The sequence below is a fragment of the Streptococcus sp. FDAARGOS_192 genome, assembly GCF_002073815.2.
In the GTDB taxonomy this organism is placed as follows: domain Bacteria; phylum Bacillota; class Bacilli; order Lactobacillales; family Streptococcaceae; genus Streptococcus; species Streptococcus salivarius_H.
The window spans coordinates 187,246-199,440 of record NZ_CP020431.2; the positions used below are offsets into that span (position 1 = coordinate 187,246).

A 12,195-nucleotide genomic window follows, 5' to 3' on the forward strand; every position below is an offset into this window, starting at 1 on the left:
TTAATGTCCTTTATAGATACGTTGGTGTTCAGAGATTTCAGCTAAACGGAAAGCTCCGGTTTGGTAATCAGCGAATTGAGTAGAACCAGTGTCATCCAACTGCGCCTCCTCATAGAAAAGTTTTTCATAATCAGCAACGCTTAATTGTTGACGTTTGGCAAAGGTATCTAGGCGGTCCGAACGAAGCAGGTCTTTGTAACCTTCAACCAGACGTCCTGAGAAAATTTCAGAGACAGCTCCAGAACCGTAAGAGAAGAAGCCAATCTTATCTCCGGCTTTAAGGTCTTGCGACTGTTCAAGCAAAGAAAGAAGTCCAAGATAGAGTGACCCTGTATAGATATTCCCAATTTGACGACTATAGGTAATTGAAGCATCGAAGTTATTTGTCAGACGCTCTTTGTTCTCTGGATTCAAATCTTTTGGAATAATCTTATTAAGTCCCTTAAGAGCTAGCTTAGGATAAGGAAGATGGAGACAAAAAGCAGCAAAATCAGCAAAGTTAGCCTGATGGCGTTCTTGATAAGCTACCCAAGTTGTCTTCAAACTGTCAAGGTACTGTTTGGTTGAATAGATGCCTTGAACATAAGGCGTTGAACTGTAGTTTGGACGCCAGAAGTCCATGACATCACGAGTTTGTGCCACATTATCATCAGCAAGTTCCAAAATACGTGGATTCTGACTGACTAGCATAGCTACAGCACCAGCTCCCTGAGTTGACTCCCCAGAAGATCCGACACCATAGCGGGCAATATCACTAGCGATAACCAGAACTTTGCTATCTGGGTGAGTTGCCACATGCAACTTAGCATAGTTAAGTCCAGCAGTTGCAGCGTAACAAGCTTCCTTCATTTCAAAAGAACGAGCAAAAGGCTGAATACCTAAAAGACTGTGGACATAGACAGCAGCAGCCTTAGACTGGTCAATGGAAGACTCAGTAGCTACGATGACCATATCGATAGCATTTTTGTCGTCGTCATTTAAAATATCAGCCGCCGCATCAGAGGCAAGCGTCACGATATCTTCTGTAATCGGCGTAATACTGGTTGCATCAAGCATCAGCCCCTTGCTGAATTTTTCAGGCTCCGCCCCACGGGCAAGAGCGAGATCAGCCATGTTTAGAACATATTGACTGGTCGCAAAACCAATCTTATCAATTCCAATAGACATATGATGTTTCCTTTTTTCTTCATTGTAGAGTATCCAGAAGATACTAATCTATAGTGATTTTACCATAAAAGAGCGCTTTCGCCTTGAAAAAACTTTGATAGTTAGTTATATCTCATTTTTTGATAGGAACTAGGGGATTTTACACGACTTACATTTGCTATTCCATAGCTTATATTTCTCATTTACACCAGAATAAGGTAAAATTGAAATGGTAATCTACTTGTTTTTTAGCTATGTTAGAAAAGTAAAATTGTTGTTATATATTGAAATCATTGCGAGCGTTAAGTGAGACTTTCCGCTGTGAGATAAGTGTCTGTAAATAAAGTGTTTTGTTTACAGACACTCGGAATTTTTGAGACCATAGGCTCAAAAATTAGTCTTGGAACTTCGAAGAAGTTCGCAGACGTCCGTAATCACTTAAGGGAAGTCTCAAAAAATACTTTGTTTTCAATAGAATAAAGAGGAAAATCATGACAAAAGCAGACACTATTTTTAAAGAAAATATCACTAAAATCATGGAAGAAGGCGTTTGGTCGGAGCAAGCACGTCCTAAATACAAGGATGGCACCACAGCCAACTCCAAATACATCACTGGAGCTTTTGCAGAATATGACTTGAGCAAGGGAGAGTTTCCAATTACCACTCTTCGTCCTATCGCTATCAAATCTGCCATCAAAGAAGTGTTTTGGATTTATCAAGACCAGACAAACAGCCTAGATGTCCTTGAAGACAAATACAATGTCCACTATTGGAATGACTGGGAAGTTGAAGGCGTGCCTGCCAATAATGGGGACAAGCGTTCGATTGGTCAGCGTTATGGAGCGGTTGTTAAGAAGCACGATATCATTAACCGTTTGCTGGCACAGTTGGAGGCTAATCCGTGGAACCGTCGCAATGTCATTTCCCTTTGGGATTACGAGGCCTTCGAGGCGACAGCAGGACTTCAGCCTTGTGCCTTCCAAACTATGTTTGACGTTCGCCGTGTGGGAGAGGACATTTATTTGGACGCCACTTTGACGCAACGTTCTAACGATATGCTGGTGGCTCATCATATTAATGCCATGCAGTATGTGGCTCTTCAGATGATGATTGCCAAGCACTTTGGTTGGAAAGTTGGTAAATTCTTTTATTTCATCAACAACCTCCATATCTATGACAATCAATTTGAGCAAGCCGAGGAACTTCTCAAACGTCAGCCATCTGATTGCCAACCACGTTTGGTCCTCAACGTTCCTGATGGAACTAATTTCTTCAATATCAAACCAGAAGATTTCGAATTGGTTGACTATGATCCTGTTAAGCCTCAACTCAAATTTGACTTAGCAATTTAATAAATGCTTATGGTTTAAGCCCTTAAAGAGCTGGCAAAGTTTTTCCAAGCTCTTTTTCTCTTTTTTTGTTAGAATGGATTGTAAACTTAAAAAGAAAAGGAAATACTGTGTCTAAACAACTCATTGCTATTTGGGCGGAAGCTCATAACCATGTTATTGGGAAGAATCACACCATGCCTTGGCATTTGCCTGCTGAACTGGCACATTTCAAGAAAACGACCATGGGCTCAGCAATTCTCATGGGGCGTGTGACCTTTGATGGCATGAACCGTCGTTGTCTACTAGGACGTGAAACCTTGATTTTGACACGAGACAAGGACTTCGACTGTGAGGGTGTAACGACCGTTACGAGTGTTGAGGAAGCCCTAGCTTGGTTTGAACAGCAAGATAAGGATCTCTATATTGCTGGTGGTGCTGGTGTCTACAAGGCTTTTGATGGGCATTATGATGCATTCATCAAGACAACTATTGAGGCTGATTTAGAGGGAGATACGTATTTTCCACAACTAGATATGACGGCATTTAAAGTGGTATCACACGAACGTGTGGCCAAGGATGATAAAAATGCCTACGACTTTAGCATAAGTCGCTATGAAAAAGAAGGAGACTAGGTTCATGCAACGTAGTGTTTTTGGGTTATTTACTGCATTATTGGGAGTACTTTGTGTGCTCTCTGCCATTCCTGCCTTTCGCAAGAAACGTTATGGGTTAGCAGTTTTTCTCTTTTTAAATGCTTTTACCAACCTTGTCAATACTATTCACGCCTTCTATGGCACCCTATTTTAGAAAAGAGTGAGGAATAAATGGCTGGAAATCGTAATGAAGAAATGGTTTATTGTTCATTTTGTGGCAAAAACCAAGAAGAAGTAAAGAAAATTATCGCTGGGAATGGCGTCTTTATCTGTAACGAATGTGTGGCCTTGTCACAAGAAATCATTCGTGAGGAAATGGCAGAAGAAGTTTTGGCTGACTTGGCTGAAACACCAAAGCCAAAAGAACTTTTGGATATTTTGAACAACTATGTCGTGGGGCAAGACCGTGCTAAACGTGCCTTGGCGGTAGCTGTTTACAACCACTATAAACGTATCAACTTCACAGAAAGTCGTGAAGACAATGATGTGGATTTGCAAAAATCAAATATTCTCATGATTGGACCAACTGGTTCAGGGAAGACTTTCTTGGCTCAGACCTTGGCTCGTAGCTTGAATGTTCCTTTCGCGATTGCGGATGCGACATCATTGACAGAGGCAGGTTATGTGGGTGAGGACGTGGAAAATATCCTCCTCAAACTGATTCAAGCGGCAGACTTCAATATTGAACGTGCGGAACGTGGGATCATCTATGTCGACGAGATTGATAAGATTGCTAAAAAAGGTGAAAACGTATCAATCACTCGTGACGTTTCTGGTGAAGGGGTTCAACAAGCCCTCTTGAAGATTATCGAAGGAACAGTAGCTAGCGTTCCACCTCAAGGTGGCCGTAAACACCCTAACCAAGAGATGATTCAAATTGATACGAAGAATATTCTCTTTATCGTGGGTGGTGCTTTTGATGGTATCGAAGATATCGTTAAGCAACGTCTTGGTGAGAAAATCATTGGTTTTGGTCAAAATAATAAGGCTATTGATGATGACTCATCATACATGCAGGAAATTGTGGCTGAAGATATTCAAAAATTCGGTCTTATCCCTGAGTTTATCGGACGTTTGCCAGTCCTTGCTGCCCTGGAACAGTTAACGGTGGACGACTTGGTTCGTATCTTGACAGAGCCTAGAAATGCCTTGGTTAAACAGTATCAAACCCTCTTGTCTTATGATGGAGTTGAACTTGAGTTTGACCAAGATGCTCTTGAAGCTATTGCAAGTAAGGCAATCGAACGTAAGACTGGTGCACGTGGGCTTCGCTCTATCATTGAAGAAGTCATGATGGATGTCATGTTTGAAATTCCTAGCCAGGAAGATGTGACTAAGGTTCGTATTACCAAAGAAGCCGTTGACGGTACAGCTGCTCCAGTTTTGGAAACAGCGTAAGGAGGACCTATGGCTGAAGAACAAGTCCTAAATACGCACAATGCTGAGATTTTGCTCAGTGCAGCAAATAAGAGTCACTATCCCCAAGATGACCTTCCTGAGGTTGCCCTAGCAGGACGCTCGAATGTTGGTAAATCAAGTTTTATCAATACACTTCTCGGTCGTAAAAACCTCGCACGTACTTCTGGGAAACCAGGAAAAACCCAGTTGCTTAATTTCTACAATATTGACGATAAGCTTCGTTTTGTGGATGTGCCAGGTTACGGTTATGCCCGTGTGTCCAAAAAAGAACGTGCCAAATGGGGCAAAATGATTGAGGAGTATCTCGTGACTCGAGACAATCTTCGTGTGGTGGTTAGCTTGGTGGACCTCCGACATGAACCAACTCAAGACGATATTCAAATGTATGAATTTCTTAAGTACTATGAAATTCCAGTTATCGTTGTGGCGACTAAGGCTGACAAGATTCCTCGCGGAAAATGGAACAAGCACGAATCTATCATTAAGAAAAAACTCAATTTTGATAAAAATGACCATTTCATCGTCTTTTCATCTGTCACACGTGACGGTTATGATGAAGCATGGGATACGATTTTGGCAGAATTGTAAGAAAAGCTCGGAGAAATCCGAGTTTTTTTCTTGTGATAGTCTTTAACTATCTCTTTGATAGTTTTCACTTATTATCCAAGGAAATGATATTGTGATAAGCTTGTTTTATCACATATATTGGAGGAATCTATGGAAAACCATAATTATGAAAATGAGGGTCAGTTCCAACGGAAGATGACTTCTCGACACCTCTTTATGCTATCGCTGGGTGGTGTCATTGGTACTGGTCTTTTCTTGAGTTCAGGCTATACGATTGCACAAGCTGGACCCCTTGGAGCTATCCTATCTTATCTTGTGGGAGCTATTGTTGTTTACTTGGTCATGCTTTCATTAGGTGAGTTAGCTGTTGCCATGCCGGTAACGGGATCCTTTCACACCTATGCTACTAAATTTATCAGTCCGGGAACCGGCTTTACGGTAGCTTGGCTTTATTGGATTTGTTGGACGGTAGCCTTGGGAACAGAATTTCTCGGTGCTGCCATGTTGATGCAACGTTGGTTTCCATCGGTTCCGGCTTGGATTTTTGCGGCCTTCTTTGCCTTGGTGATTTTTGGGATTAATGCTCTGAGTGTGAGGTCATTTGCGGAAGCGGAATCCTTCTTCTCGTCAATAAAAGTCATTGCTATCCTGGTTTTCATTATTCTGGGGCTAGGGGCTATGTTTGGGTTGGTGAGTTTTGATGGGCACCATGAGGCCATTATGTTCAAGCACTTGACAGCCAATGGTCTCTTTCCAAATGGCGGTATTGCCATTGTGTCAGTTATGTTGGCTGTTAACTATGCCTTTTCAGGAACAGAGTTAATCGGTATAGCGGCTGGTGAAACGGACAACCCTAAAGAGGCAGTTCCTCGGGCGATTAAAACAACTATTGGTCGTTTGGTAATCTTCTTTGTACTGACGATTGTTGTATTAGCTTCGCTACTTCCAATGAAAGAAGCAGGAGTCTCTTCAGCACCTTTCGTTGATGTCTTTGATAAGATGGGAATTCCATTTGCGGCGGACATCATGAACTTTGTTATCTTGACAGCTATCCTTTCTGCTGGAAATTCTGGACTTTATGCGTCAAGTCGTATGCTGTGGTCTTTGGCCAATGAGGGGATGCTCAATAAAAAGCTAGTGAAAATTAATAAGCATGGTGTTCCAATGACAGCTCTTTTGATTTCTATGGCAGGAGCAGTTTTATCGCTCTTTTCAAGTATCTATGCAGCAGATACAGTTTACCTAGCTTTGGTATCAATCGCTGGTTTTGCAGTTGTTGTTGTCTGGCTCTCTATTCCTATGGCACAAATCAACTTCCGTAAACAGTGGAATTTAGAACATTCTGATGATGAGTTGGATTACAAGACGCCTTTTAATCCAATCCTACCTTATATCACAATCATTCTGTTGGCCATTTCTGTTCTTGGTATTGCTTGGGATAGTTCACAACGGGCAGGACTTTATTTTGGTATTCCTTTTATGATTTTCTGCTACCTCTATCACTACCTTCGTTTTAAGAAATGGTAAGGAGGCCTTGCATGGCAATATTTAAAGACTATTTAGAGAATAAATCTCCCCTCATTCTTCATGGGGCTCTGGGAACAGAGATGGAGAGCTTGGGTTATGATATTTCTGGGAAACTCTGGTCAGCCAAGTACCTGCTTGACAAGCCAGAAGTTATTCAAAAAATCCATGAAACCTATGTAGCTGCTGGGTCTGATTTGATTACCACATCGTCTTATCAGGCAACCTTACCAGGCTTGATAGACGCTGGACTTACTGAGAAAGAAGCGGAGCAGATTATTGCCTTGACAGTTCAGTTGGCAAAGAATGCACGCGATAAGGTCTGGGCAACTTTGGATGACAGTGAGAAAGCTAAGCGTCCTTATCCATTGATTTCTGGTGATGTCGGTCCTTACGCAGCCTATTTGGCCAATGGTTCTGAGTACACTGGTGATTATGGTCGGATAACTATCAAGGAACTTAAGGAGTTTCATCGCCCTCGCATTCAAATTCTCCTAGATCAGGGTGTCGATTTATTGGCTTTGGAAACCATTCCTAATCATCTGGAAGCACAAGCTTTGATTGAACTTCTGGCTGAAGAATTTCCAGAAGCAGAAGCTTATATCAGTTTTACAGTCCAAGAACCAGGAACTATCAGTGATGGGACTTCTTTAGATGAGATTACCCAGCTTGTTTCCCAGTCAGACCAAATCTTGGCTCTAGGAATCAACTGTAGTTCGCCTCTGCTATATAATCAGGCTCTTACTATTCTTAAAAATGCTGGAAAAGCTCTCATTACTTACCCCAACTCAGGTGAGGTTTATGATGGTAGTACGCAGACTTGGAAACCTAAGGACAAGGATGCTCTGACCTTAGTGGAACACAGCAAGGATTGGCATGATCAGTTTGGAGTTAAGATTTTAGGTGGTTGCTGCCGCACACGTCCAAATGACATTAAAGCCTTATATGCAGAGTTTAGAACCTAGTCAAATTTCTAATTATTTGTTATAATAGGAGACTGTAAGGCTATGAGCTCTACACACTATTAGTAGAAAATGAAGCCAGCGTTAAGCTGGTTTTTAAAATGAAGAGGAAAATATGACCTACGAACAAGAATTTCTAAAAGACTTCGAAGCCTGGGTTGTTACCCAAGTTAAAGTAAACGAAACGGCCTTGGCCGCTAGCAAGAAAATCTGGGAAGAAGATGGCGATGAGCGTGCACGTGATGCAAGTTACCGTTATGAAGCCAAATTGGATGCTTACAATTTCCTAATTGGTAAGTTTGCCAACTATCGTGCTGGCAAAGGTTTCCATGATATGCCAGATGGCTTGTTCGGGGAACGTCACTATTAATAGAGGATGAAAAAGAAAATGGCGACAGTACTTTATGGAAAGGTGTCGCCGATTAAAATAGGAGAATACTAAACATGGCTAAAGTAAAAAATAAAAAGAAAGCTTTTAAACACCGTTTGAAAAAACAAGGACTTTTCAATAATGTTAAAGCCCCTGTTCCACCAGTTGCGCCTGTTCCACCAGTGCCACCAGTAGCACCACAACCTGTTGCTGAAACTAAGACAGTTGCTAAGGAAGAAGTAGCAGCTAAAGACCTTAGTCTTGAAGCTTTTGCAGAACTTCCAGAAGTTGAAGGTCTTCGTTCAAACCTTGTAGAGACTCTTTACAATGAAGGTTTGACTTCAGCAGAGGCTTTTGCTACTGTGACTGAAGAAGAAGTTCTTGCCCTCAAAGGTGTAGGACCTGCGACAGTTAAAAAATTGAAAGAAAATGGTGTCAGCTTTAAAGCTTAAGCCTAAAAAAGATCCGAGGTGTAGACTTCGGATCTTTATTCTTTGACTTGGAAAGCATTGTTTGATTAGGAGAACAAGAAAACCACTAGCTTTTTGCTAGTGGTTGATAGATCTGTATTATTTATTTGGATTTTGTTTGGTTAAATTAAGTCCAAAAGGTACCAAGTTTTCTTGATGCCTACGGATTCGCCCCATATTTTCAGTGTGGCGGAAGATAATAATCAAAGCCATGATGGTAAGGACCCCAGTGAAAATAAGGTCATAGCCATCTAGCAAGAAGTGGATGGCTGGAAACACAGCCAAGGTAATCAGTCCAACAATTGCAGCAGTGACACTAGAAAATGAGATCATGCTAGTTAGATAGAGTGTTAGGGCAAAGACCAAGAGTAGGAAGACACAGTAGAGTGGGGCGAAACCAAGAAGCACCCCAGCACTTGTCGCAACGGCCTTCCCACCTTTAAATCCAGCAAAGATTGGAAAAACATGTCCGATAATGGCAAAGAAACCAATGACTAGAGGTGAAACCTCTGTAACACCAAGCCAGATAGGAAGAAGAACAGCCAAGGTACCCTTGAACATATCCACCAAGAAGGTAATGGTACCAGCAGTCTTACCTAGAACACGAAAGGTATTGGTTGTTCCAGTATTTCCAGAGCCATGCTCACGAAGATTGGTATGGAAGAAAAGTTTCCCAATCCAGAGGCCGGTCTGAATGGAACCTAGCAAGTAGGCGATTAGGATTAACAATAAGATTTTCATGAGATAATTATAGCATACAGCCTAGTAATTGACAAAGTCAGTCAGCCTTAAGATATCTTTTGAACTTTCTTGATTTCTTTTGCAAATTCTTCTGAAAACTTATAAAATAATAAGGATGAAAATTTTGGAGGTCACTCTTGGCTAAAAAAGAAATTAATGTAAATAATTATAATGATGATGCCATTCAGGTACTAGAAGGGTTGGATGCGGTTCGCAAGCGCCCTGGAATGTACATTGGCTCAACAGATGGAACAGGACTTCACCACCTCGTTTGGGAGATTGTCGACAATGCGGTCGATGAAGCTCTTTCTGGTTTTGGTGATGTTATCGCTGTCACCCTAAATAAGGATGGTTCTGTTTCTGTTTCTGACTCTGGACGTGGGATGCCGACAGGTATGCATGCCATGGGTAAACCAACAGTTGAAGTTATTTTCACCGTTCTCCACGCGGGTGGTAAATTTGGACAGGGTGGTTATAAGACTTCTGGAGGTCTTCACGGTGTGGGTTCCTCAGTTGTTAATGCGCTGTCTAGTTGGCTTGAGGTAGAAATTACCCGTGACGGTAGTGTTTATCGCCAACGATTTGAAAATGGTGGTCACCCTGTAACAGGGCTTGAAAAGATTGGTAAAGCGCCTAAGTCTAAGACAGGTACAAAAGTTACCTTTATGCCTGATGCGAGCATCTTTTCAACAACTGACTTTAAATTTAACACTATCTCAGAGCGTCTCAAAGAATCAGCCTTCCTTCTTAAGAATGTCACTATGACATTGACTGACTTGCGTGGCGAAGAAGAAGTTCGTGAAGAATTCCACTATGAAAATGGGGTTCAAGACTTCGTGTCATACCTGAATGAGGACAAGGAAACGTTGACACCAGTTATCTATATTGATGGAGATCAGCAAGAATTTCACTTGGAATTAGCCCTTCAGTATAATGACGGTTACTCTGACAATATCCTTTCCTTTGTCAATAATGTCCGTACTAAGGATGGAGGGGCCCACGAAACAGGCTTCAAGTCTGCCATTACCAAGGCTCTTAACGATTATGCGCGTAAGACGGGTCTTCTCAAAGAAAAGGATAAGAACCTCGAAGGCTCAGATTACCGTGAAGGTTTATCAGCAGTTATTTCGCTTTTGGTTCCTGAAGAACACCTTCAGTTTGAAGGACAAACCAAGGACAAACTTGGCTCTCCTTTAGCTCGTCCGATTGTTGATAGTATTGTTTCAGAGCATCTGACTTACTTCCTTATGGAAAATGGGGACTTAGCTTCTAACTTGGTGCGTAAGGCTATCAAGGCCCGTGATGCCCGTGAGGCTGCTAGAAAAGCGCGTGATGCTAGTCGAAATGGTAAGAAAAATAAAAAAGACAAGGGGCTCTTATCAGGGAAACTGACGCCAGCTCAGTCTAAAAATGCTAAGAAAAATGAACTTTATCTGGTCGAAGGGGATTCTGCCGGTGGATCAGCCAAACAAGGTCGTGATCGTAAATTCCAGGCTATCCTGCCTCTTCGAGGTAAGGTCCTAAACACTGAGAAAGCTAAAATGGCTGATATTCTCAAAAATGAAGAAATCAATACCATGATTTACACTATTGGTGCAGGTGTTGGAGCTGATTTTAACCTTGACGATATCAACTACGACAAGATTATCATCATGACCGATGCCGATACCGATGGGGCTCACATTCAGACCTTATTGCTCACTTTCTTCTATCGTTATATGCGTCCACTGGTTGAAGCGGGACACGTTTATATTGCTCTGCCTCCTCTTTACAAGATGTCTAAAGGAAAAGGCAAGAAGGAAGTTGTTGAATATGCTTGGACGGATGGGGAACTTGAGGAACTTCGTCAAAAATTTGGTCGTGGAGCTATTCTTCAACGTTACAAGGGGCTTGGTGAGATGAATGCTGACCAGCTTTGGGAAACAACCATGGATCCAGAGACAAGAACCCTTATCCGAGTGACTATTGACGACCTAGCGCGTGCCGAACGTCGTGTCTCCGTTCTTATGGGAGATAAGGCAGCACCACGCCGTCAATGGATCGAAGATAACGTTAAATTTACCTTGGAAGAAAGTGGCGCATTTTAGGTTGCAGGCCAGAAGGGAATGTAATAAGATAGAACTAGGGAGAGCGTTTACAATCAATAGAAACTTGGGCTTATAAAGAAACAAGTTGATTATTTTCTACATCGTTTATTAACTATTTGCAGTGTCATTGACTAGAAATCAATGGAGGTAGAAAAATGGATTTTAATGTTATGGATTACCTAGCTTACCATGCAGATGTAGCTGTTCCTGCTATTATTCTTATGGTTATTGTTTCTGCTATATACTTAATTTTTTATGGTATACGTCCTATAAAAACACGCTTTTTGATCCTTTTTCTCTTATCTATAGTCTCCCTCATAATCTTCGTGCTGGATAACCCCCTCTATTATTATTTGGGAAGTCCATTCTCAGGCTTATTATTTGTTTTTTACTACCTGATGGTCTTTTCAGTGTTTTATGTACCATTCTCACTAATAGCTTTTATAAAGAGTCTTCTACATTTAACACGCTTTCAAACCAATTATTCAATCTTATTAGCGATTAATAGTTTTTTCGCCACATTACTGGCTTTCCTCAACCTACTTTTCTTACAAGGGGCTTTGGAATTTCTCCCAAATTCATCCATGTACCTTATTTTTATCCTCCTAGCGGCAAGTGGTATTGCTCAAACTATAATAGGGAGAAAGGAAAACGAAAAAAATAAAGATTATATGGTTGAGTCAGGAAAAGACAATGTGAGGTAGACCTATGTTATCTAAGGTATTAAGTTTTTTACTTCACTATTCTCAAGTAGTCTTTCCTGTTTGTGGGGGAGCAATAGCTTATTTAAGCGTTTATAAAAAGAGACCAATAAAAACACGCTTTTTAACCCTGCCTATACTAGTAGTGGTAACCTTCCTTCTATCTTTGATAGATAATCCATTCTCAGATAGAACCTACTCGGGTTTATTATTGGCTTTCTATC

13 protein-coding genes are annotated in these 12,195 nt (G+C 41.4%); 11 read left to right on the top strand and 2 right to left on the bottom strand.

What is annotated here, in order from left to right; all coding sequences use genetic code 11:
* Complete coding sequence (locus A6J31_RS01935; RefSeq protein ID WP_038675548.1) at positions 1-1,167, bottom strand: hydroxymethylglutaryl-CoA synthase; 1,167 nt, start codon at positions 1,165-1,167, stop codon at positions 1-3.
* A gap of 470 nt (positions 1,168-1,637) precedes the next feature.
* Between A6J31_RS01935 and A6J31_RS01940 the strand changes: the two genes are divergently transcribed.
* The 9 genes from A6J31_RS01940 (at position 1,638) to A6J31_RS01980 (ending at position 8,424) form a co-directional block, all read left to right on the top strand.
* The gene (locus A6J31_RS01940; protein ID WP_013990946.1) at positions 1,638-2,498 is read left to right on the top strand and encodes a thymidylate synthase; all 861 of its coding nucleotides are present in this window, start codon (positions 1,638-1,640) and stop codon (positions 2,496-2,498) included.
* 107 nt (positions 2,499-2,605) lie between these two features.
* On the top strand, positions 2,606-3,109 hold the full coding sequence (locus A6J31_RS01945; RefSeq protein WP_080610349.1) for a dihydrofolate reductase: 504 nt from the start codon (positions 2,606-2,608) through the stop codon (positions 3,107-3,109).
* Between the two features lie 4 nt (positions 3,110-3,113).
* A complete protein-coding gene (locus A6J31_RS01950; protein ID WP_002886174.1) occupies positions 3,114-3,284 on the top strand; it encodes a hypothetical protein in 171 nt (56 codons plus the stop codon).
* A 17-nt stretch (positions 3,285-3,301) separates the two neighbouring features.
* Positions 3,302-4,528 carry an ATP-dependent Clp protease ATP-binding subunit ClpX gene (gene clpX, locus A6J31_RS01955; protein ID WP_002890340.1) on the top strand — a complete coding sequence of 409 codons (1,227 nt, stop codon included), beginning with the start codon at positions 3,302-3,304 and terminating at the stop codon, positions 4,526-4,528.
* Positions 4,529-4,537: 9 nt separating this feature from the next.
* On the top strand, positions 4,538-5,137 hold the full coding sequence (gene yihA / locus A6J31_RS01960) for a ribosome biogenesis GTP-binding protein YihA/YsxC (RefSeq protein ID WP_002885996.1): 600 nt from the start codon (positions 4,538-4,540) through the stop codon (positions 5,135-5,137).
* 129 nt (positions 5,138-5,266) lie between these two features.
* Complete coding sequence (locus A6J31_RS01965) at positions 5,267-6,643, top strand: amino acid permease (protein ID WP_080610350.1); 1,377 nt, start codon at positions 5,267-5,269, stop codon at positions 6,641-6,643.
* An 11-nt stretch (positions 6,644-6,654) separates the two neighbouring features.
* Positions 6,655-7,605 carry a homocysteine S-methyltransferase gene (mmuM, locus tag A6J31_RS01970; RefSeq protein ID WP_002885890.1) on the top strand — a complete coding sequence of 317 codons (951 nt, stop codon included), beginning with the start codon at positions 6,655-6,657 and terminating at the stop codon, positions 7,603-7,605.
* Positions 7,606-7,717: 112 nt separating this feature from the next.
* The gene (locus tag A6J31_RS01975) at positions 7,718-7,972 is read left to right on the top strand and encodes a DUF1912 family protein (RefSeq protein ID WP_002886199.1); all 255 of its coding nucleotides are present in this window, start codon (positions 7,718-7,720) and stop codon (positions 7,970-7,972) included.
* 74 nt (positions 7,973-8,046) lie between these two features.
* Entirely contained in the window at positions 8,047-8,424 is a 378-nt protein-coding gene (locus A6J31_RS01980) for a helix-hairpin-helix domain-containing protein (RefSeq protein ID WP_002885939.1), read from the top strand.
* 117 nt (positions 8,425-8,541) lie between these two features.
* Here the strand turns inward: A6J31_RS01980 and plsY are convergent, their stop codons facing one another.
* Entirely contained in the window at positions 8,542-9,183 is a 642-nt protein-coding gene (gene plsY / locus A6J31_RS01985; RefSeq protein ID WP_013990943.1) for a glycerol-3-phosphate 1-O-acyltransferase PlsY, read from the bottom strand.
* Between the two features lie 137 nt (positions 9,184-9,320).
* Between plsY and parE the strand changes: the two genes are divergently transcribed.
* Together parE and A6J31_RS01995 are read left to right on the top strand one after the other, a co-directional pair.
* Positions 9,321-11,270 carry a DNA topoisomerase IV subunit B gene (gene parE / locus A6J31_RS01990; protein ID WP_080610351.1) on the top strand — a complete coding sequence of 650 codons (1,950 nt, stop codon included), beginning with the start codon at positions 9,321-9,323 and terminating at the stop codon, positions 11,268-11,270.
* A gap of 155 nt (positions 11,271-11,425) precedes the next feature.
* Positions 11,426-11,974: a hypothetical protein gene (locus A6J31_RS01995; RefSeq protein ID WP_013990940.1), complete on the top strand. Its 549-nt coding sequence runs from the start codon at positions 11,426-11,428 to the stop codon at positions 11,972-11,974.
* Positions 11,975-12,195: the final 221 nt, after the last annotated feature.

What these genes read in the sequence shown, in the direction of transcription:
- A6J31_RS01995 (WP_013990940.1), top strand. Translation starts at nt 11,426, where the DNA reads ATGGATTTTAATGTTATGGATTACCTAGCTTACCATGCAGATGTAGCT.
- A6J31_RS01975 (WP_002886199.1), top strand. Translation starts at nt 7,718, where the DNA reads ATGACCTACGAACAAGAATTTCTAAAAGACTTCGAAGCCTGGGTTGTT.
- A6J31_RS01965 (WP_080610350.1), top strand. Translation starts at nt 5,267, where the DNA reads ATGGAAAACCATAATTATGAAAATGAGGGTCAGTTCCAACGGAAGATG.
- plsY (WP_013990943.1), bottom strand. Translation starts at nt 9,183, where the DNA reads ATGAAAATCTTATTGTTAATCCTAATCGCCTACTTGCTAGGTTCCATT.
- A6J31_RS01980 (WP_002885939.1), top strand. Translation starts at nt 8,047, where the DNA reads ATGGCTAAAGTAAAAAATAAAAAGAAAGCTTTTAAACACCGTTTGAAA.
- A6J31_RS01935 (WP_038675548.1), bottom strand. Translation starts at nt 1,167, where the DNA reads ATGTCTATTGGAATTGATAAGATTGGTTTTGCGACCAGTCAATATGTT.
- mmuM (WP_002885890.1), top strand. Translation starts at nt 6,655, where the DNA reads ATGGCAATATTTAAAGACTATTTAGAGAATAAATCTCCCCTCATTCTT.
- yihA (WP_002885996.1), top strand. Translation starts at nt 4,538, where the DNA reads ATGGCTGAAGAACAAGTCCTAAATACGCACAATGCTGAGATTTTGCTC.
- A6J31_RS01950 (WP_002886174.1), top strand. Translation starts at nt 3,114, where the DNA reads ATGCAACGTAGTGTTTTTGGGTTATTTACTGCATTATTGGGAGTACTT.
- clpX (WP_002890340.1), top strand. Translation starts at nt 3,302, where the DNA reads ATGGCTGGAAATCGTAATGAAGAAATGGTTTATTGTTCATTTTGTGGC.
- A6J31_RS01940 (WP_013990946.1), top strand. Translation starts at nt 1,638, where the DNA reads ATGACAAAAGCAGACACTATTTTTAAAGAAAATATCACTAAAATCATG.